This window comes from Flavobacterium inviolabile (assembly GCF_013389455.1).
Lineage (GTDB): Bacteria > Bacteroidota > Bacteroidia > Flavobacteriales > Flavobacteriaceae > Flavobacterium > Flavobacterium inviolabile.
The window spans coordinates 2,043,620-2,063,556 of the sequence record NZ_CP058278.1 but is presented as its reverse complement, the minus strand read 5'-3'; the positions used below and the strand labels follow the sequence as shown (position 1 = coordinate 2,063,556).

Below are 19,937 nucleotides of genomic sequence, written 5' to 3'. Positions count from 1 at the left end.
ATACTTCTAACCTCATACTTCTAACCTCATACCTCAAACTTAAACCATCACCTCCCGGAACAGACTCTTAATCAACTCAATCTCCTTCGCATAGGTCGTATTCTTCCGGTTGGCAAAATAAAGCGTATTTTTCAGCTGCTTATGCCCTTTCCAGACCAGCTTTACCAGTCCGTTTTCAATTTCTTTGCTGCACAGGAAATCCGGTATAACCGCCAGTCCTTTCCCGCTGCTCAGGCATCTGACGATCGAATTAAGATTCGGTACTATATAATTGGGTCTGAAATCGGGATTACTGCCAAAATTAAGCTGCCAGAAACGAAACAGATGCTCCATATCCCCTGTTGTACCGTACCATTTCTGCGCTTTCAGCCATTGCTCCGCTTCGGCATATTTTTTCTGTTTGGTCAATTGCTGAAAAGGAACAGCATCGATATCTTTCCCCGCTACCAGTACAATGGTCTCCGATGAAAATGCCTGATGTTCAATATTACCGGAAGTCCCTTTTTGCGGCGTAATAATTAAATCCAGAATACCCTTATCCAGATTGTCGAGCATTTCGTGATAATCGCCAAAACGGATAATTACATTAAACGGAAGCGTAGAAATATACTGTTCCAGTGTGATCTGGAACGTTTCAAAACACATTCCGATACTAATGGTGGGCGTATGTTTTTCCGTGCTACGCTGGAAATTCTTCTCCGCTTCTTCCAATGAAGCAAGACTTTCCGCAACAGCGTTATACAAAATCTTTCCCCTTTCGGTAGGAACCATTTTCCTGCCGGAACGTTCAAAAAGCTTATAGCCCACATAACTTTCCAGTGAACTCAAATGCAGACTGACACCCGGCTGGGAAATAAACAAAGATTCCGCAGCACCGGTGAGCGTTCCGCTTTGATAGATTGCTTTAAACGTACGATACCATTCCAGATTTACCATAGCCAACTATAATTATTATAATACAAAGGTATAAATCATATTATTTTTATGATACTTATTTACCCTTTAATTTTGTCCTGTCATTTAATAACAAAATACAATGAAAAAAATATTGATCATAAATGCAGGACAAAACTTCGGTCATTCCGGCGGAAGGTTCAACAATACTATAGCAGAAGAAACACTTACTTTTTTCGGCGGTCAGCAAAACATAGCACTACAACAGACCACTATCGCAAACGGGTATAACCCGGACGAGGAAGTAGCCAAATTTGTATGGGCCGACACCATCATCTACCATACCCCGATATGGTGGTTCCAGGTACCGAACGGCTTTAAAAAATACATTGATGAGGTATTCACTGCCGGACATCAGAAAGGCATTTACCACAGCGACGGCCGTTCGGCAGCAAACCCGAAAATCAATTACGGAACCGGCGGTATGCTTCACGGAAGATCCTATATGCTTACCACAAGCTGGAATGCTCCGGAAACCGCATTTACCCTGCCCGGAGAATTCTTTAACGAACATAGTGTCGATGAAGGTCCTCTATTCGGTTTTCACAGAATGAATGCCTTTATCGGTCTGCAACCGCTAAAAAGCTTCCATTTCCATGATGTGGAAAAAAATGCCGACATAGACCGTGACATGGCTATTTACCGGGAACATCTCGCAACCGTATTCAACACCCAATTACACGAAAAAGCCGTACTATGAAAATCCATTTAACAGCCATCATTAAAGCAAAAGCCGAATACCGGGACGACGTGCTGGCGGTATTGCAGCACATGGTCACCGAAACCCGTAAAGAAGAAGCCTGCGAATTGTACAGCCTGCATCAGGGACTGGAAGACAAAAACATTTTTTCCTTTTATGAAATATGGAAAAATAAAGAAGGACTGGAAGCCCATAACCAGCAGCCTTACATTCAGGAATTTGGCGAACTGGTAGCCGAAAAACTACAGGAACAGCCAACCATTTTACGCACAACATTACTATAATACACCACAATATGGAATACAGAAAATTAGGAAATACAGCATTGGAATTATCAGCAATTACCCATGGCGCTTTTGCCATTGGCGGTAATATGTGGGGCGGCAACGAGAAAAAAGATTCCATCGACTCCATTCACGCCTCCTTAGATCACGGAGTAACCTCCATTGATACCGCTCCTTTTTACGGATTCGGTTTAAGCGAGCAAATGATAGGCGAAGCCATTAAAGGAAAAGACCGCTCCAAAATACAGCTTTTAACCAAATTCGGATTGGTCTGGGACGGCAGCAACCAGGGAAAAGGTGAATTTTTCTTTGACGCCGAAGAAAACGGAACCAAAATCCCGGTATACAAATTTGCTTCAAAAGCCAACATTATTAAAGAAGTAGAAGAAAGCCTGAAACGTTTAGGAACAGACTATATCGACCTGTTACAATTGCACTGGCCGGACAGCACAACCTCCATCAGCGAAACGATGGAAGCGTTGGATTTACTGATCCAACAGGGAAAAATCCGCACAGCCGGTGTGAGCAATTATAGTGTAGACCAGTTAAAAGAAGCTTCCGGCACCCTGAAATTAGCAAGCAACCAGGTTTCCTACAGCATGCTTAACCGTGCCATCGAAAACGATTTAGTACCCTACTCTTTAGAAACCAATACCGGGATTATCGTATACAGCCCGATGGAAAGAGGCCTGTTAACCGGTAAATACTTTAAAGAAAGTAAACTGAAAGACAATGACCACCGCAACGGATACTTCTCCCAGTTTGATCTGGATAAAGTAAAATCCTTTTTGGAAGCCATTGAACCGATTGCGCAAAGCAAAGGCGCCACACTTTCCCAGTTGGTGTTACGCTGGACAACCCTTCAGCCGGCCATCAGCGTAGTATTGGCCGGTGCCCGAAACGCTGCACAGGCAATTGCCAACGCACAGGCGATGAACATTACCATCACGCCCGGAGAGCTGCAGCTGATTAACGATGAACTTTCAAAACTGTAATCATGAAAGCTAAAAATCTTTTATCAATCATAAGCCTGGCAGCGATAGCATTATCCGGCGGATTTTCGCTGCAAGCCCAGAACCAGGCAAACAACAGCTGGTATCCGTCGGGATATGGCGCAGCCGATGAAATCGGTGCCGCCAATCTGATCACTCCCGAAGTAGTCATGCAGGCTGTTAAACTGGTAAAAACAGGTAAAACATACCCTTTGGCAGTTCCGGTAGACAAAAACTTACCCGCCTTCCGGCACCGGAGCTTTCACCTGTATAACATCCAGCCCGGAGAACAGGGCGGACAAACATTAGGTCCGAATAAATTCAGTTTTAACGACGAACTGGTAAATGCCTGGACCGGCGTAGGAACCCAGCTTAACGGTATCAGTCATATCGGGATAGACAACATATATTACAACGGCAATAAAGCTGCCGATTTCGTTACCGTTGAAGGAGTCAAAAAACTGGGTATCGAAAAAGTGCCGCCAATCGTAACCCGAGGGGTGGTTCTGGACATGACAGCTCATTACGGAAAAGCCATTGTACCCGGCGGTACCGAGTTTAGCGTAGCCGATATTCAGGCCGTACTTAAAAAGCAGGGATTAACGATCCGTAAAGGCGATGTGGTGCTGTTCAACACCGGATGGCTGGAACTAATCGGAAAAGATAACAAACAATTCCTGGAAGTAGAACCGGGTATCGGTATGGAAGCTGCAAAATGGCTGGCCGACCAGGGCATCGTTGCTTTTGGCGGCGACACCTGGGCTTCGGAAGTATATCCCAATCCGAAAAGCAATGACGAATTTCCCGTTAATCAGTTTATGCTGGCAAAACGCGGCATCTACAATCTGGAATTAATAGACAGCCGGGCATTAGTGAAAGATAAAGTCTGGGAATTCCTGTTTGTTTTGGGACAGCCGTTATATGTAGGCTCCACCCAGGTTAATATAAACCCCGTTGCGATACATTAATTTACCGGCTAACGTTACAATACAGAAGGCTGGTGTAGCACTGCTAAAACAGGACTACACCAGCCTCCTTCTTTTTTAATCTCTTAATTACGAACAAACCAACGGGCAGCAACCATTTGGAGTTCGCCGTAATCCGGTGCCGCATCACAAGTCCAGGCAACAATCCCGTCAGGACGTACCAGTACGGCACTCAATCCCAATTGCTCCTTTGCACTGCCCGAAACATACTGGATTTGCCGGCTATATTCATTTGCTAAACTCTTTAGGGAATCATTATTATTAAAATCAAGCAGTATTCCCTTCCCGTCATGCATCAAGTCGCCAATTGTTGTACCGTCTTCCAACTCAAAATTGGGAACACTGTAACCGGTTAAAGGATGATTGCCACCGAGATGGTAATGCATATGTACACCCCATACCCGTCCTGCAATATAGGTAGCTCCATCGCGGGTGTCGATAAGATCACGGACAATTGCATACAGCGCCCGGGCATCCGGATCCGGTTTCATGATCGCTGCCTGCGCACGCGACCAATCCAAAACACGCGCACCAATCGGGTGCCTTTCGGTAAAATAACTATCCAGTAAACTTTCCGGAGCTGCCGTTTTGATAACCGCAGCAAGCTTCCAGCCCAGGTTCATCGCGTCGCCCAGCCCGAGGTTAAGTCCCTGACCGCCCAACGGTGCGTGAATATGCCCCGCATCACCGGCTAAAAATATCCGTCCGTTACGATAAGCTGTCGCCTGCCGTGCCCGGTCGGTCCAGGTAGTGGCAATATGTAGGGCAGTGATTGTAACATCAGTGTCCGAAATACGGCGCAATACCTCCTGAACATGTTCGGCCGTGACCGGCTCTCCCGAATTATGAAATGCCCCGCCATCAAAATCCTGTATAACCAGAAAACCCGGCTGCGACTGCAGGTACATCCCGGTTGGAGTCACGTTTCGGCCCGGAAGAAGTTTTTCCGGATTGGCCAGGTCAACTTTAGCAGAATAGCCGGTAAACTCCGGTTCCGTACCGGCAAACTCAAAACCGCCCGCCTTGCGAACAATACTACGGCTGCCATCACAACCCACAAGCCATTTGCCGGCAAAAGACTGCGCTCCGGATCGGACTGTCACGCCTGCTTCTGTTTGACAAAAATCTGTTACGGCAAAACCGCGTTTGATGGTTACTCCCAAAGTTACTGCCCGGCGGGTAAACACCGTTTCAAGCTCTTCCATTTCAGATAACAAATTCGTTTCCGTTGCACCGGACAGCCGGTACGGCCACTGCGTGCTGTCAATATTGCCTTGATGGAATGGAATACCGGCAAAGTGTCCTACCTGGCGGCGCGGTCCTGCTACGGCATGGGAATGCGGATTTTTAACGCGTTTGTGTATTTCCAGTTCATGGAGCAGTCCGCGGCGGTAAAGTGCTTCGATAGTCGGTGCCGAAAGTCCGCGTATCCCGAAAGGAAGCTGCTTTAAAGGCGAATGCGGCTGCGCTGCCTTTTCCAGTACCAGCACCGAACATTTTGCCAGAGCCAGTTCACAGGCAAGGAATAAGCCTACCGGTCCGGCGCCGGAAATGATAACATCATAAACCGTAGGCTGCTGTGCAAAATTGTTGCTTTCAATTGTTGTTTTCATAATGATATGATTGAAGCACAAAATTCCGGAATGTTGCTGTGTCTGGCTTGTACAAACACGACAAAATTACGGCTTACAGGCGGTTTCCCTTTTTTGCTTTGCGGGCAAATGCCGCCGGCGTCGTACCGCTGTAGCGCTTGAATTCCCGGCTGAGATGGGATTGATCCGTATAACCGAACTCGTGTGCCAAACCGGCAAGATTCGAATCCGGATAAAGCCATAAGTGGTTTCGCACCTGTTCAAAACGCATCAAACCGGACACGTCTTTAACCGTATATCCGGACGATTGTTTGAATTTCCTTTCCAGCGTACGAACCGTTGCATGAGCCGCTGCCGCTACCTCGCTAACCGGCAGCATCCCGTTGGCACTTCTCATCGCCACTCCTGCTTTGGATAGTAGATTGTTGGCAGTAACCTGCGGCCGTGCCTCCAAAAAATACTGTTTTACCCGGGTCACCGCTTCATCAATCCTGCCGGCATCGATAAACGGATGTAATTCCGACTGAAGCCGGGCGACTGGATGTTCAAACAGGTACACTGCTGTGTTACCGGACGGCAGTCCGAGTAAGTCAAACACTGTCCAGGGAAAACAACGGATACCAATGATTTCCAGGCGGTCTTTTGTGTTTAGAATAACCGGCTGATTGAGCAGCCCCATAATAAACGGTGATGGCAACGGCTGCAGGTTTCCCTCAGAAGAAATGCTGCAGGGACTTCCGAAATGAAAAATTATTTCGGCATAGCCATCGGGCATTACCTCAAAATCTGATTGCAGTCCGCCAAAGTCTATTTGGGTATACCAAAAACATTTTATGATATCCCGCAGTTCCTCCGGTGGTTCAAATTCCTGGTGCAGCATGTTGAAAGATAGCCTGTTTGGGTTATGGAATATATAAACGAAAAACTACCGTATTTCAGCGTGTCTTCCGGAACAGGCCGGAATACGTTTACAGATTCATTAAAAAATTGTTCTATCGTCTAAAAAGCCTTAGACCAACTGATTAAACAAGGAAACAATCCTATTCAAAACTAAGCAATTATTTTAAAGAATGAACAAAAGGACTAACGGGAATTGTTCCCGCCAGTCCTTTTTATGGGCAATAACCCAGCTTTAGACTAACCAGTTATTTTCAACGACTGAATAAGCCCGGCAGCTTGTTCAAAATAATACTTTAAAATTATAGGGCTGCCGGCAAATGTGCCTGAAATTTCGGCTGTCAGCACACCAAAAGTACCGCTTTCGGTATATTTAAGCGGTGTCATTACGGTTTTATAATCTTCGTTTGCTTTCGCAATCCATTGGGCAATTTCACTTCGCCCATTGTAGGTATTGCCTTCATCAATAATGACGGCCGTTTCGGTAAAACAGGCGGCATAAGCAGCCGCGTCATAATTGTCCTGTGCAGCTATTAATGCCGCTATACTATCGGGTAAATTCATCCGGTTCTCTTTTATGGTTATTAAATGGTAGGGATCGTTCCTCCGTCAATCACATACTCGGTTCCTGTTAAATAGTGTGCTCTCGGCGATACTAAAAAGCCCACTAACTCTGCAATTTCTTCCGGTTGTGCCGGTCTGCCAATCGGGATACCGCCCAAAGCATCCATAACGCTTTGCGTTGCCTGCCCGACTGTACTGTTCGAACTTTCGGCTATCCGTTCCATCATTCTTGTTGCCGCTGTGGTCATGATCCAGCCCGGGGAAACGGTCAGCACACGAACCCCTTTGGACGACACTTCATTGGACAGGCTTTTGCTGTAATTGATCAGTCCGGCTTTAGCTGCCGCATACGGTAAGGTAGCATCAAATAACGGCAGCCTTCCCTGTATCGAAGCAATATGAATGATCACGCCGCTTCCTCTGGCAATCATCTGCGGTAATATTCCCCTGTCTAAACGAACAGGCGCCAGTAAATTCGTCTGGATCGTTGCCTCCCAGTCATTATCGGTAAGTGCGGCAAAACCGCCTCCGGGTGTTTCCGAACCGCCCAGATTGTTAATCAGAATATCAAGCCGCCCAAACTGCGACAGTACCCCAGTCACTACAGCCTGCGTTCCTTCGGGCTTGCTCAGGTCGGCAGCGATAAAGTGCAGCCGTCCGTCTTCCTTTTCAGGAGCATTCCGCGCTGTGATAATAACGGTTGCCCCGGCTTTCAGTAATCGGTCGGCAATCGCTTTTCCGGCTCCTTTTGTTCCGCCGGTAACCAATGCGATCTTGCCCGACAATTCATTATTAAAATTAAATTCCTGTTCCATGGTGTTCTTTTTTATTGCAAATTTGGGGCGTATGATCAAGCTGTACAAGTACGGAAAAACGATTCCCATAGGGATAAATTAATCCCCTATTGTACATTTTGAAACATCGGGTTAAATTTGTATTATGTACGAAAGAAAAATTATTCCGAACCTGAACTGCGGCCTGGACCTGATTGGAGAAGTCCTGTACGGCCGGTGGAAAATCCGTTTGCTCTGGTTTATCAATGAAGGATACCTGCGGCCCAGCGAACTGCAACGCAAAATTCCCGATGCCTCCAGAAGGGTTTTGAATATGCAGCTTAAGGAACTGGAAGAACATGAATTGATTGTCAAGGAAATTTATCCCGTTGTACCACCCAAGGTCGAATACCGCTTAACCGCATTTGGTGCAACCTTAATCCCTGTTATTTCCGTTTTAGGGCAATGGGGCGATCAAAATGAGGAGCGCTTAAGAACCGTGATCCTGAAAAGACTTGAAGACATCCGAAATTTAAAATCCTAAAAAATGGCGCTTTCCAACTACTTTGAATCCAATTATAAAATGTTCGGCTATGTCAGAATAGATGACGCTGTGCTGCACAATATCAATGCCGGTCTGTATAAAATGTACATACAGGTATTGTATCTTCCTAAAGGTTATAAACTGACCATTGATTTTAACGACTATACCACGGAAGAGCCCACTTTGTTTTTTGTGAGCAACAACCAATACATTCAAATACTGGAAACCGGCAGCGAGGAAGCACACTTTATTTACTATAACCGTGATTTTTACTGCATACAGATCCATGATGCCGAAGTGGCCTGCGACGGAATACTGTTCAACAACATCTATAACATGCCAATGACCCGCTTATCGGAAGGAGAAGCGGCTATGATTGATCATGTCTATACGCAACTGATAGACGAGCTTACCATAAAGGAATCGTCGCAGGAAGAAATGCTCAGAACCTATCTGAAACAGCTCATCATCAGAGCCACCAGGATATGGAAAAAACAGCAGCTTGGCAGACTAAATGAGGAACCCGCCAAAGAAATCGATTTTTTCAGGGACTTTAGCCGCCTGGTGGAAATACATTTTAAAGACAAACATACCGTGGCAGATTATGCCGATCTTTTAGGCCTGGCTCCCAAAACAATCTCCGCCCGTTTTAACCGCCTGGATCTGGCAGCCCCGAATGATATTATTAAGGACCGGATCATACTGGAAGCAAAACGACTGTTGTGTTATTCTCCATATAGCGTAAAGGAAATCGCGTACAAACTGGGTTATGAAGATCCGGCATATTTTAACCGCCTGTTTTTGAACAAAACGGGTGACACACCTTCCAATTTTAAGAAAAAATACCTTTCAGGGAAAAATATACAATTATAATCAACTTTTACACATTTTTTAAGCTTTCCAACCGAAATATCTTTGCCCTGTTAATAATCTAAACATTAAAAGATATGAAAGTAGCATCCCTGTCAAAAATCAAGATCCTGACCTGCCTGTTAGTATTATCCGGTATTCTCGGAAATGTAACCACAGCCTTAGCACAATCGTCAAAAACAATTAAAAATGTAGTCCTGGTACACGGGGCATTTGTAGACGGTTCCGGCTACAGAGGTTTATACGATATCCTGACCAAAAAGGGCTATAACGTTACTGTAGTGCAAAACCCTTTAAGTTCCCTGGCAGCCGATGCAGATGCGACCACAGCAGCTTTGGACAGACAGGACGGTCCGGCAATTTTAGTGGGCCATTCATATGGCGGAAGCGTAATTACCGAAGCGGGCGATCATCCTAAAGTTGCGGCTTTGGTTTACCTTGCCGCTTTCCAGTTAGATAAAGGCGAATCGGCTTTGGATTGGGCCAAAACAGAACCCGGTTCTCCCAAAAACGGTATTTTACCAGCCGATGAAAAAGGAATACTGTATTATGACAAAGCCAAATTCCATGAAGGATTCTGTGCCGATGTTCCGAAAGAACTGGCAGACTTTATGTATGCTTCACAAGGCCGTTTTGCCGCCGCTGCATTAGCCGCAAAAGTGACCAGAGCCCCTTGGAAAACAAAACCTTCCTATGGTATCGTGGCTACTCAGGACGAAGCAATCCTGCCTTCCATTCAACGTAAAATGTATCAAAAGGCTAAGGCTAAAATAACCGAGATCAAAGGCAGTCACGCTGTGTTTATCTCACATCCGCAGGAAGTGGCCGACGTGATCATCAAAGCTTCAAAAGAAATAAAATAAGTCTTATCCTAATTATAAAAACACTCCGCAAATCCCGGAGTGTTTTTTTTGTATACCCGGAATCTGATTTATACTATCCCTATTGTTTTTACAGGATCGTACTTTGTTCCTCATATCCATTTTTTTGCGGCGGCTACCTCATCACACTAATTAGCAACATTTTAAAACCCTCAATATTCTTTAGTAATACTATGGATTGCCATTCTGAACAACGTTTTATGTTTACATATTCGTTATATTGCGTATGCAATAACTACTAATAAATGATTGTTCAACTGTCCTCTGTTTCTAAAGAGGTGCTTAAAACGCTATTGATATGCCCTGGAATCCCGAATTATACGACCAGTTTAAAGACGTCCGTTACCGTCCTTTTTATGATTTAGCCGCCTTGATTACACCTGAAGAATCGTTTCAGGCAATCGATCTAGGCTGCGGTACAGGAGAGCAGACAGCCATATTGACCCAAAAATTTCCCGGAGCCCATTTTACCGGTGTGGATGCCTCACCGGAAATGTTAGCCAAATCCAAAGCTTTTGAAAACGAACGTTTGCAGTTCCAACTGGCAACAACCGAAGCCATTACCGGTTCCGGCCAGAAATGGGATCTGATTTTCAGCAATGCCGCTTTGCAATGGTCGCCCGATCATGAAACCTTATTCCCGAAAATGCTCTCGCTGTTGCATCCCGGCGGACAATTTGCCGTGCAGATGCCGGTTCAGAAAGAGAACGTGCTGAATAAAATTTTATTTGAACTCATCGAAGAGCAGCCTTTTGCAACTTACCTCAACGGTTATAAAAGAGATTCTCCGGTATTGTCTTTAGACAGCTATGCACAGCTTTTGTTTGATAATGGTATGAAAGACATCCAGCTGTTTCAGAAAGTATACCCCATCATTGCCGCTGATCACGACACGCTGTACAACTTTATCTCCGGAACATCGCTGGTTCCTTATATGGAACGTCTGGACAAGGAACAGCAGGAATATTTTATAGAAGCTTTTAAAGAAAGGATAGCCCGGAATTTCCCTAAACTGCCTGCAATATATGCGTTTAAACGAATCCTGATGTATGGCATCAAAAGATAATCCCTGTAGACTTCCATAAAACAGGCTATTTCAAAGCATTACCAATCCATTTTGATAGTTACAACAAAGTAAAATGATACGCTCAACAAAATACAAAAGAGAATCCCGTTCTAATTTTGCAGTATCAAATCATACAAAATGGAACAAAACAATTATCAGGGAGCATTACAGAAACCTACAGGTTCTGGATTTAATGCGGCATCCACTGCACAGGATGTCATTAAAGGAATCGATCTTACCGGAAAAACAGCCATCATTACCGGCGGCCATACGGGTATCGGATTAGAAACAACCAAAACACTTGTAGCCGCTGGCGCTACGGTTATCGTGCTGGTAAGAGATGTGGAAAAGGCTAAAAAGAACCTTCAGAGCATTACGAATATCGAACTGGAAACCATCGATTTAATGGAACCCGAATCCATTGAAGCTTTTGCCCAAAAATTCCTGGCAACCGGAAGACCAATTCATTTACTGATCAACAATGCCGGTATTATGTGGGTGCCTTTACGCCGCAACAGCCTTGGCATCGAATCCCAGCTGGCTACGAATTATCTGGGTCAGTTCCACCTGACGGCCAGGTTATGGCCGCTGCTAAAAAAAGCCAACGGCGCAAGAGTACTGAATGTTTCGTCCTTTGGCCACCAAATGGCACCATTTGACTTTGAAGACCCTAATTTTGAACGTCGGGAATACCAGACCTTATCAGGCTACGGACAATCAAAAACAGCTTGTAACCTGTTTGCTTTAGAATTGGACAACAGAGGTAAAGCCTTTAATATACGGGCTTATGCACTGCATCCGGGTTCGGTATATGGTACCGATCTGGGCAGGGAAGAACCGATCGAACTATTCAAGCAACTGGGTACGCATGATGCTGAAGGCAACATCAAACCGGAAGTTGCTGCCCGGTTAAAAACCATTCCACAAGGTGCCGCTACCACCGTTTGGTGCGCTACAAGTGCAGCCCTAAACCATATTGGCGGTGTTTACTGTGAAGATTCGGATATTGCCGAACTGGATACAGGACAAATCGAGCACCGTTATGATGAGCCGTCCACCATATACGGAGTACAGCTGTATTCACTGGATGAAAACCATGCAAAACAGCTTTGGACATTAAGCGAAAAACTAACCGGTATATCGTTTAAAACCAATTAATCAGCAGTCTTTTTTTTCCTTTAACAAGGCTATAATCGAAATATTAATCCCACTGTCTTTGGCAGCTATCCGCATACCTTCCAAAGACAGTTTTTTTTAGCAAACTTTTCCGTTCCAATACAACTACGATCAAAAAACAACCCGATCCGGCGTAAAAGCACGGATATTGTTTATTTTTACAGGAATAGAACAGCTTGCTGCAGCAATACCCTATACCCGATGGAATACCAGGCAAAATACATCACTCCGGACATCAAACTCTCCTGTTATGAGGATAAGCTTTTTAAATCCGAACTGCTTTTCGATTACCACATGCTCGTCTGGTTTATTTCCGGCGAAACAAGGATCATACAGGCCGACAAGACCTATTGTTTCGGTGCCGGTGATATTTTCCTGATTCCGCGAAACTGCCTGGCTACGGTGATCAATTACCCCAAGCACGGATTACCACATAAAACAGTGGTGATGCACCTGGCTACAGAAAGGCTGCAAGAATTCTACTCCGGTATTGCCGTTAAACAGCAGAGCAGTACATCCCAAAAGATCTTTCATTTCAAAGACCATCCTTTACTGGAAAGCTGTCTGGCTTCCTTAATTCCTTATTTTGACATGGAAGGTGTTTTTCCCGAACATCTTGCCAGGCTGAAAATTACGGAGGCGCTGAGCATTTTGCGGGAAATCGATACGGATGTGGACCAGGTTCTGGCAAATTTCGGAGAACCCGGAAAAATGGATCTGATGACGTTTATGGAACGTAATTTTATGTTCAACATGTCTTTAGAAAAATTTGCCTACCTCACCGGAAGAAGCCTGGCAACCTTCAACAGGGATTTCCGGAAATTGTTTCACGCCACTCCACAGCGCTGGCTGCTACAAAAGCGGCTGGAACTGGCACATTATTACCTTGCCGAAAAGCACAAAAAAACCACCGAAATTTACCTGGAAGTGGGTTTTGAAGATATCTCGCATTTTTCCTATGCGTTTAAAAAACATTTCGGCTACACTCCCACCATGCTGCCGGCAAAAGGGTAATTTTATTTTTTAAATTAAAAAAATAGCCCTAAATTTATATTCCGCTACCCGGTACCGTTTTGCCGGATGGTTCCCATCTCCCCTTAATACATAAGGACGTTTGGTACGATACAGAAATGTAATGTTGCAAACGAATGCTTATACCCGAAATGTTGTTCAAAGGTCAGAATAAGCCTGCCCTTATAATGCGCAGTAATGCCAATAAATATTACCGAATAAAAAGCCCCCGGAGTTACAAAAAAATAGTGTTAATCTAAATGTATTCCATGCTTAAATTCTTGCTTTTCTTTTTCCTGCTTCCGACGGCCACACCGGTAACAGATTATGAGTTGGCCAAAATAATGTCCGGATTATCCAACAACCAGAAAACCATCCTTTACCAATATGGTACGTTAAAAACCTACGGTAATACTGCAACTGCTGACGCTTTCTGGATAGCACACCAAACCGGACTGGCACCATTAACCAAACAGCAGGCCGCCCTGATCGCTTCGGATTTATTAGAGAATGCGCAATTGGCCTATACCGTCAAAAAAACATCACGCCTGCAAGCCTTAACCGGATTGTTCACTGCGGCACGGCTTTTATCGGCTGCAGCCGCTTTAATAGCAACCTTTGCCCTGCTGATGCTGCTCAAACGTTTCTGGCATCACATCTATGAACGGATTCTCCAATATTTAACCCCGTTCTTCCGCTTGCTTTTTTCGCCAAAAATACTCCGGTTTGAACTGCTGCTGCTGGCTGTGGCAGCGCTATATTTCGGTCCGGAGCTAAAGGATGTTGTCCTTCGTACCGTCACAATACACCTCGGCCTGGCTGTATTCTGGGTACTGCTGACCTCGTTTGCAACCGGGAAGCCTTTCTATAAAATCACTTCCTTTTCTTTTACCTATAAAGAGCTGACTCCAAAAGAAGTACTGGTACAAATAACGCTGCCCGCAGTGATAACAATATTGGCGATGATCCGGGTAATCTACCAGACCAAAGATCCCTGGTATCCGTTTGAAATAACCGTGTCTGTCTTAATCACCTTATACCTGCTTCCTCCCGTACACAGGCTGCTGCCTAAAGCCTGGCGGTTATTATTCCCTTTTCCGGATACTTTGTCCCATTCAAAAAAGATCCCGGCTTCCTGTATTGTACTCCTAATGCCGTTATGGCTGGTGCTGCTGTTTTTGCCGGCAGCATTCACAGCGCCATTGCTGGTGCTTAGTTTGTTGCTGATCCTGCTTTTACTATATGTCTCCCTAAACGAATCCTTTTCGGATAAAAGCTATAAGAATTATATCGGAATACAGCTGTTCACCGTCGTCTACCTGTGTGCCTGCGTGATTGCAGGCGAAAAATCACATGTTGCCACACTCACCTGGTCCGGGCTTTGCGGTATCTTCTTTTATGTACTGATCAAATACTGGGAAGTTCCGGTACTGTTTGGCTGGAGCTGGAAAAACAAAAAAGCACTGGGCATTCTGGGTATGGCAATCTTAATATGGGGAATTGCCCGGCTGCTTGTGTATTTTCCAAAACTGTTTCCGGGCTTTTCAGGCAGCTTATAATATGTATTAAAATGATGTTTTTTATTAATAACATAGCACAATAATTATTAAACCAATGTTCACTTTAAATTTCGCAACCATGAAACACTTACTATACCTTTTTGTATGCCTCATTTGTATGACAGCAAAGGCGCAATTAATCGAAAATTCAGCCATCAGTGTCGGTTACCAATACCTGGGCCGTCACAGCCTTAGTCTGGGTACCGAAACCAAGATATTTGCCCAGGATGAACGCAATTCAACCGGTTTAACAGCAGGTTTGGGCATACGGTATCTGTTTAACAGATCCGGTTATCCCGATGTAATTCCGGAGGGCAGCCTTGCATACAGGCGTATGTTTTTCTACGGTAAACTACAGGTATCTCCCCAACACATCAATCCCAATATCGGACTACAAATGTTCAATGCGATTTCGTTGCACAGTGGTTATAGCTGGAATCTGGGCGACAATCACAGCGGCATAAAAGGATTTACCATCGGGCTGAATATTTCATTAGGAGGCCATAATTTTTATGACAAATTATACTATTGATAAAACAGATTCTCTATTTTTACATAGCTCCTTGCGGGTAAATATCGAAACATTATTTATAGTCAAAAAATACTTTAATGGAAAACTACAGTGTGGTTATATTCATAATGGCTATTATGATTGCGCTTACCGCTATAGCCGATAAAATTAAACTACCTTACCCGATACTGCTAATAACAGCCGGAATCGGTATTGGCTTTATTCCTTCCATGCCCAATATTGAGCTTAGCCCCAAAGTAGTATTTCTGCTTTTCTTACCGCCTTTATTGTATGATGCCGCTTTTAATATCTCCTTTAAAGACTTTAAAACCCATATCAATACCATCGGAACCTTGTCTATCGGTTTGGTTTTCCTGACTACTACCGGTATCGCGGTCACTGCACATTATTTAATAGATGGTATGAGCTGGCCGTTATCTTTTGTATTGGGTGCCATACTGTCTGCTACAGATGCCGTTGCGGCCATTGGCATTACCAAAGGACTCGGGTTGTCCCATAAATCAATTACCATATTGGAAGGAGAAAGCCTGGTAAACGATGCCTCCGCTCTGGTTGCTTACCGGTTTGCCGTGGCTGCCGTTACCGGATCGGCCTTTATCTGGTGGAAAGCGTCCCTGGAATTTTTAGTACTCATGGCCGGTGGTTTGCTGGTAGGTATCGTCCTGGGGAAAATACTCACCTATATACTCCGGCTGGTGCATCACGATATTTTAGTGACGATCAGCTTTATCATTTTAATGCCTTTTGTCACTTACCTTGTTGCCGAAGAAATTGGTGTTTCCGGTGTTATTGCGGTAGTTACCATTGGTTTGAGCATTTCCCGCATCAGCCGGAAAATATTCCCGGAAAACCTGAAACAGCAATCCCGGACCATCTGGGATATTATTGTTTTCCTGCTCAACGGACTGATCTTTATCCTGATTGGCCTGGAATTTCCGTATGTCCTGAAAAACATAGAAGAGCACCAGATCCTTCCCTACATTGGTTATGCCTTTCTGATCACGGTTGTAGCCCTGGGACTGCGAATGGCAAGAGTGTTTTTACAGAAAATAAATCTACAGCGTGCATTTCAAAGTAAAAAGCGAAAAATACCCGAAGATGCTTTACTGGACTTTTCAAACAGTTTAATTATCAGCTGGTCCGGTATGCGGGGTATCGTATCGCTTGCCATAGCAATAGGTTTGCCGGCCACTCTAAAAGACGGTACGCCTTTCCCGTTACGCCACGATATTATATTTATTGCTGTGGTAGTGGTTCTTTTTACACTGCTGGGTCAAGGGCTCACATTACCCTGGGTTGTAAAAAAATTAAAACAGTAAGCTTGCCTTTTGTAAAATCGGCATCACAATTAAAGCCGGTTTTTAAACGAAACATCTTATGTTTGTAATAAATTAGAACTGTTATGAAACTGTATACCAAAATAGTCAACCAGATCAAGGAAGATATTGCCGGCGGAAAGTATAAACCCGGCGAAAAAATTCCTGCAGAACCGGAACTGATGCAGCAATACGGCGTTGGAAGATCAACCATACGGGAAGCTATCAAAACACTGGCGATTTCCGGTATACTGAAAGTTCAGCAGGGTTCCGGCACTACCGTTAACAGCGACTACAGGGAACTAAACATGGAGCAGCGCCTTCAGCATGCCGATTTTGATGAAATTAACGCCGTCCGGAGGCTACTTGAAGAAGAGATCATAAAACTGGCAAGTGTTAACCATACTAAAGAACAGCTCGAAGCAATCGAAAAATGTTTAGAGCGGCGTAAAGCAGCCATACTTGCCGAAAATCCACAGGAATGTGCCGATGCCGATATTGATTTCCACATGGCCATTGCTTTTGCTTCCGGAAATAAGGTTTTGGCCGAACTATACTATGGTTTTACGGTAGTACTGCGCAATTTCTTTAATGCCCGTGAAACTAACGGCACCAGTAAATTTGCGATAAACCATTACCTGCACGAACAATTACTGGACGCGATAAAAAAGAAAAAAGCCAATACCGCCTTACAGGTATTAAGGAAAATACTGGAGCGCAATTACTAATATTTCCGTGTTAATTTTTTTCCAAAAAACATCAAAACATCTGATGTTTAAAAAAAAGAGCGTACGTTTGTATTGAAATTTAAAACGATGTAAAAAAAGCATACGGAATACGCGTATAAAACGATTGCATATTCCGTATGATACCGTAACCCTCAATATTGAATTTTATGACCATACTTACCTTTACCCTTATCCTGTTAGTAGGTGCTTATCTGGCGGGTTTATTAGGTTCGCTGACCGGTTTGGGCGGCGGCGTTGTTGTCATTCCGCTGCTAACCCTTGGTTTTGGCGTTGACATCCGTTATGCCATCGGTGCTGCTTTACTGGCATCAATAGCAACCTCTTCCGGTTCGGCCAGTGCCTATGTAAAAGAAGGAATCACCAATATCCGCCTGGGCATGTTCCTGGAAATAGCCACGACCATCGGAGCCGTGATTGGTGCCCTCATTGCGGTTTATACGCCTACCAATACCATTGCAATACTGTTTGGTATTGTCCTTATTTTTTCGGCAGTAATGACCTTACGGAAGAAAAACCAGGTGGCTTTAACCGAAGGCAGCAGGCTTTCCTATGCCTTAAAGCTAAACAGCACCTATCCTACCAGTCAGGGTGAAGTGGCCTATAAATTAAAAAATGTAGGTGCCGGTTTCTCTATTATGACAGTGGCCGGTGTGCTATCCGGTTTGTTGGGAATCGGTTCCGGAGCCTTAAAGGTGCTGGCAATGGATACCACCATGCGCATTCCTTTTAAGGTGAGTACCACCACCAGTAACTTTATGATCGGGGTTACCGCTGCCGCCAGTGCAGTGGTTTACCTCCAAAGAGGCTATATCGATCCGGGCATTGCTTTCCCGGTAATTATAGGTGTTTTAGGCGGTGCTTTTACCGGCTCAAAATTATTGACCCGAATGGATCCTAAAGTGCTGCGCATCATTTTCTGTATCGCCATTACTTTTGTGGCCATTGAAATGATTTACAACGGTTACCAACATCAATTCTAACGAATCGCTATTTACAACTTATGAAAAAGCTACTTTCAAAAAATTTGTGGAACGACACCGATGTAGAACAATTGGTTGGTCAGTTATTGCGCTATGGCGTGATCACCGCCTGTATTTTAGCGCTTATCGGCGGTATTGCCTATTTAACGGAACACGGCAGCAACCCGGTTCCGCAGTATGGTATTTTCACCGGTGAAGGTGCAGAATACACCACTTTTAAAGGTATTTTAAACGGTGTTTTAACCTTAAATCCAAACGAGATCATACAGTTTGGCGTACTCGCATTGATTGCCACGCCTATTTTGCGGGTGTTGTTTTCCCTGTTCGCCTTTATACTGGAAAAAGACAAACTGTACATCGGTATCACCCTTATTGTTCTGTGCATCCTGATGACCAGTATTTTTGGCGGTCTGAAAGTTTAACCGGAAATCATTCCGGAAAAACCGGAAATACAACAAAAATTTAACGTACATCCCTTCAAAAATGGATAACTTTGGTTATATACTTTATGGCGTAACTCTTACACTATAAACCATTACCAACATTCATTTTTTTAATAAAACCATATACACTATGTCCCATTCCATTAAAAATTATACCTTAAATAACGGCGTTGAAATTCCGGAAATCGGATTTGGAACCTGGCAAACGCCCGACGGAGCAACAGCTGTTCTGGCCGTTAAATCGGCATTGGAAAACGGGTATCGCCATATTGATACCGCAGCGATTTACGGAAATGAAAAAAGTATCGGACAGGCGATTGCCGAATCCGGTATTTCCCGAAAGGAATTATTCATTACCAGCAAATTATGGAATTCCGAAAGAGGTTATGACAGTACGCTAAAAGCCTTTGACAAAACCCTGAAAGACCTGCAAACCGATTACCTGGATCTATACCTGATCCACTGGCCGGCTACCGAAAAACAATTTGCAGACTGGCAGCAGAAAAATGCCGATACCTGGCGTGCTTTTGAAAAATTATACGAAGATGGAAAAATTAAGGCTATCGGGGTCAGCAACTTTTTAGTGCACCATTTGGAAGCCTTACTGGCAAATGCCAAAGTGAAACCGGTTATCAACCAGATCGAATACCATCCGGGTTACCTTCAGCCAGAAATCGTTGCCCTGTGCCAAAAAGAAAATATACTGATTGAAGCCTGGTCGCCGTTAGGAACCGGAAAAATGCTGACCAATGCTGTTTTAATGGAAATTGCTGCCCGTTATCAGGTATCCGTTGCCCAATTATGCATCAGATGGTGCCTGCAAAACGGAACTTTACCGCTGCCAAAATCCATCACTCCGGAAAGAATCCAGCAAAACCTGGATGTTTACGGATTTACGATTACCGATGCAGACATGGAAGCCATCAATGCTTTACCCTACATTGGCGGATCCGGCTTGTATCCGGACGATGTGGACTTCTAAAATAAATAACGGCATCATGCCCGTCAGAAAAGGATAATGAAGATTATCCTTTTTGTTTTTTGATCATTATTCAAAAGTCATAAGAT

Annotated in this window: 22 protein-coding genes; 17 read left to right on the top strand and 5 right to left on the bottom strand. The window is 44.3% G+C overall.

The genetic code is table 11. The features are described from left to right. Positions 1 to 39: 39 nt before the first annotated feature. The gene (locus HW120_RS09235; protein WP_177733439.1) at positions 40 to 936 is read right to left on the bottom strand and encodes a LysR family transcriptional regulator; all 897 of its coding nucleotides are present in this window, start codon (positions 934 to 936) and stop codon (positions 40 to 42) included. A 100-nt stretch (positions 937 to 1,036) separates the two neighbouring features. Between HW120_RS09235 and HW120_RS09230 the strand changes: the two genes are divergently transcribed. From HW120_RS09230 to HW120_RS09215, 4 genes are read left to right on the top strand one after another with little or no spacing between them, the layout of a single operon-like run. Then, positions 1,037 to 1,654: an NAD(P)H-dependent oxidoreductase gene (locus HW120_RS09230; protein ID WP_177733437.1), complete on the top strand. Its 618-nt coding sequence runs from the start codon at positions 1,037 to 1,039 to the stop codon at positions 1,652 to 1,654. Then, complete coding sequence (locus HW120_RS09225; protein ID WP_177733435.1) at positions 1,651 to 1,938, top strand: putative quinol monooxygenase; 288 nt, start codon at positions 1,651 to 1,653, stop codon at positions 1,936 to 1,938. The genes HW120_RS09230 and HW120_RS09225 overlap by 4 nt, the downstream gene beginning before the upstream one ends. 11 nt (positions 1,939 to 1,949) lie before the next feature. After that, the gene (locus HW120_RS09220) at positions 1,950 to 2,933 is read left to right on the top strand and encodes an aldo/keto reductase (RefSeq protein WP_177733434.1); all 984 of its coding nucleotides are present in this window, start codon (positions 1,950 to 1,952) and stop codon (positions 2,931 to 2,933) included. Positions 2,934 to 2,935: 2 nt separating this feature from the next. Further along, the gene (locus HW120_RS09215; protein WP_177733432.1) at positions 2,936 to 3,898 is read left to right on the top strand and encodes a cyclase family protein; all 963 of its coding nucleotides are present in this window, start codon (positions 2,936 to 2,938) and stop codon (positions 3,896 to 3,898) included. An 83-nt stretch (positions 3,899 to 3,981) separates the two neighbouring features. On the opposite strand, the gene HW120_RS09210 is transcribed toward HW120_RS09215, so the two are convergent. The 4 genes from HW120_RS09210 to HW120_RS09195 form a co-directional block, all read right to left on the bottom strand. After that, entirely contained in the window at positions 3,982 to 5,529 is a 1,548-nt protein-coding gene (locus HW120_RS09210) for an FAD-dependent monooxygenase (protein WP_177733430.1), read from the bottom strand. A gap of 73 nt (positions 5,530 to 5,602) precedes the next feature. Beyond that, complete coding sequence (locus HW120_RS09205) at positions 5,603 to 6,388, bottom strand: DUF6597 domain-containing transcriptional factor (protein ID WP_218618711.1); 786 nt, start codon at positions 6,386 to 6,388, stop codon at positions 5,603 to 5,605. A gap of 257 nt (positions 6,389 to 6,645) precedes the next feature. Continuing rightward, positions 6,646 to 6,969, bottom strand: coding sequence for a nuclear transport factor 2 family protein (locus HW120_RS09200; protein ID WP_177733428.1), 324 nt, complete (start codon positions 6,967 to 6,969; stop codon positions 6,646 to 6,648). A gap of 20 nt (positions 6,970 to 6,989) precedes the next feature. Beyond that, positions 6,990 to 7,784, bottom strand: a complete 795-nt coding sequence (locus HW120_RS09195; protein WP_177733426.1) for an SDR family oxidoreductase — start codon at positions 7,782 to 7,784, stop codon at positions 6,990 to 6,992. Positions 7,785 to 7,908: 124 nt separating this feature from the next. On the opposite strand from HW120_RS09195, the gene HW120_RS09190 reads away from it, so the two are divergent. The 13 genes from HW120_RS09190 (at position 7,909) to HW120_RS09130 (ending at position 19,851) form a co-directional block, all read left to right on the top strand. Then, positions 7,909 to 8,286 carry a winged helix-turn-helix transcriptional regulator gene (locus HW120_RS09190; protein WP_177733424.1) on the top strand — a complete coding sequence of 126 codons (378 nt, stop codon included), beginning with the start codon at positions 7,909 to 7,911 and terminating at the stop codon, positions 8,284 to 8,286. Positions 8,287 to 8,289: 3 nt separating this feature from the next. Next, complete coding sequence (locus HW120_RS09185; RefSeq protein WP_177733422.1) at positions 8,290 to 9,159, top strand: helix-turn-helix domain-containing protein; 870 nt, start codon at positions 8,290 to 8,292, stop codon at positions 9,157 to 9,159. Between the two features lie 74 nt (positions 9,160 to 9,233). Next, positions 9,234 to 10,019: an alpha/beta hydrolase gene (locus HW120_RS09180; protein ID WP_177733420.1), complete on the top strand. Its 786-nt coding sequence runs from the start codon at positions 9,234 to 9,236 to the stop codon at positions 10,017 to 10,019. 316 nt (positions 10,020 to 10,335) lie between these two features. Then, positions 10,336 to 11,103, top strand: a complete 768-nt coding sequence (locus HW120_RS09175; RefSeq protein WP_177733418.1) for a methyltransferase domain-containing protein — start codon at positions 10,336 to 10,338, stop codon at positions 11,101 to 11,103. 138 nt (positions 11,104 to 11,241) lie between these two features. Beyond that, complete coding sequence (locus tag HW120_RS09170) at positions 11,242 to 12,261, top strand: SDR family NAD(P)-dependent oxidoreductase (protein WP_177733416.1); 1,020 nt, start codon at positions 11,242 to 11,244, stop codon at positions 12,259 to 12,261. A gap of 219 nt (positions 12,262 to 12,480) precedes the next feature. Beyond that, positions 12,481 to 13,293, top strand: a complete 813-nt coding sequence (locus HW120_RS09165; RefSeq protein ID WP_177733414.1) for a helix-turn-helix domain-containing protein — start codon at positions 12,481 to 12,483, stop codon at positions 13,291 to 13,293. 266 nt (positions 13,294 to 13,559) lie between these two features. Further along, positions 13,560 to 14,849 (top strand): hypothetical protein, encoded by a 1,290-nt coding sequence (locus HW120_RS09160; RefSeq protein ID WP_177733412.1) that lies wholly within the window; start codon positions 13,560 to 13,562, stop codon positions 14,847 to 14,849. A 79-nt stretch (positions 14,850 to 14,928) separates the two neighbouring features. After that, a complete protein-coding gene (locus HW120_RS09155) occupies positions 14,929 to 15,381 on the top strand; it encodes a hypothetical protein (RefSeq protein ID WP_177733410.1) in 453 nt (150 codons plus the stop codon). A gap of 77 nt (positions 15,382 to 15,458) precedes the next feature. After that, a complete protein-coding gene (locus HW120_RS09150) occupies positions 15,459 to 16,700 on the top strand; it encodes a Na+/H+ antiporter (protein WP_177733408.1) in 1,242 nt (413 codons plus the stop codon). A gap of 83 nt (positions 16,701 to 16,783) precedes the next feature. Beyond that, a complete protein-coding gene (locus HW120_RS09145) occupies positions 16,784 to 17,425 on the top strand; it encodes a FadR/GntR family transcriptional regulator (RefSeq protein WP_177733406.1) in 642 nt (213 codons plus the stop codon). Between the two features lie 167 nt (positions 17,426 to 17,592). Then, complete coding sequence (locus HW120_RS09140) at positions 17,593 to 18,426, top strand: sulfite exporter TauE/SafE family protein (RefSeq protein WP_177733404.1); 834 nt, start codon at positions 17,593 to 17,595, stop codon at positions 18,424 to 18,426. Positions 18,427 to 18,446: 20 nt separating this feature from the next. Next, positions 18,447 to 18,848 carry a DUF1634 domain-containing protein gene (locus HW120_RS09135; RefSeq protein ID WP_177733402.1) on the top strand — a complete coding sequence of 134 codons (402 nt, stop codon included), beginning with the start codon at positions 18,447 to 18,449 and terminating at the stop codon, positions 18,846 to 18,848. 151 nt (positions 18,849 to 18,999) lie between these two features. Continuing rightward, positions 19,000 to 19,851, top strand: coding sequence for an aldo/keto reductase (locus HW120_RS09130; protein ID WP_177733400.1), 852 nt, complete (start codon positions 19,000 to 19,002; stop codon positions 19,849 to 19,851). Positions 19,852 to 19,937 lie beyond the last annotated feature (86 nt).